General features: G+C 42.8%; 2 protein-coding genes. Both read right to left on the reverse strand.

The genetic code is table 11. The features are described from left to right. The coding region (locus AB7U36_RS19775) for an SAM-dependent methyltransferase (protein WP_428161356.1) at positions 1-769 on the reverse strand (769 nt) is incomplete at its 3' end. A gap of 120 nt (positions 770-889) precedes the next feature. Next, positions 890-1,286 (reverse strand): type II toxin-antitoxin system HipA family toxin (locus AB7U36_RS19780; RefSeq protein WP_428161357.1); only part of this gene is annotated, 397 nt, incomplete at its 5' end.

Raw genomic sequence — 1,286 nt, forward strand, 5'->3', positions numbered from 1 at the left:
TCATCCATACCGCATCAAAACCGCCGGGAAACTGGGCTTTCGGATCGAGCAGATCACAAATAGGATATTCGGTGATTCTATTGCCGAAACCTTGTGCCGCAATATTCTCTTTTGCTTTGGCAAGCTGTCCGGGCAAATCCATCATAGTGACATGGACATCCGGATTATGGCGAACACATTGGATGGCAAATTTTCCGGTATTTGCGCCGATGTCCAGAAGTGACTTCGGTTTAAGGTCAAATACATAGGGTAAGGCGTCGGGAAAGGCACAGTCACTGTAAAAATGGTCAAAAGCAAACCAACTTTTTTGCGCCTTGGGGGGCAGATGGCCTAATGCTTCGTAAATTGTGGGCCACTTGCCAAACACTTCCAACCCGGAAGGCTTCCCTGTTGCAATCGCCTGATCTAACCGAAAAAGCCCCTCATAGCAGACGTCATGGATAAAATCCATGTTCACTTTGGTTAGTTCATCATTGAGCAGAAAATGTCCGACGTTGGTTAGTATATAGCAATCATCCTTGATCTCCAAAACGTCCTGGCTAAGTCCGGTTTCACACAGAACGGTTACCCCGTAACAAGAGACGCCTGTTTGTTCTGCAATCGCTTCGGTTTTAAGCCCGGTCTTTCCGGCCGCTTCAATAACGTTGAGAATGTTCAGATCCCTCAGCAGGCGTACCGCTTGGAACACCACAGGTGCAAAGGCAATTTTCTGGGCCTCATAACGTGCCCTGAGCACCTCTTTTTTGCCGGAATCAAATTTTTTATCCACTATTCACCTCACAACAAACTATAAGTGATAAAACAACGACTGCAAAATGCGGGAAATATCACAAAGAAGATTTCAGATACAACAAGACTCTTTCCACCTCAGTAACAATCGCATATAATTTCAAAGTGTCCCATTAAGCGTATGCAAATTGTCTTGAATGGTCTGCAGCAATTCTTTTCTTACTTTTGTCCGGTTTGCAAAATCCTTCCAGCTCTTGACCACTGTATTGATTTGCCTAATTATTTTTTCCCCTTTTTTTATGTTGTTTGCCTTGGCAATCGTCATTAAATCTTCTTTATCTATATCCCTGTGTTTTCCATTTATGCTTAACGTCTGCTGATTTACCCACACATTTTTAGAATCATACGAATAACAGACATCATATGCCGGCGAAAGTCTCCATTCTTCACCCTGTTTCAACTGAAACGAAAAATTTTTAGTGTGATCATCACAATTGGTTGCCAGAACATTAAATACCATTCGCCGAAACATTTGTTCTGCTTCCGGATATTTCAAA

The organism is Desulfobacter sp. (genome assembly GCF_050177295.1).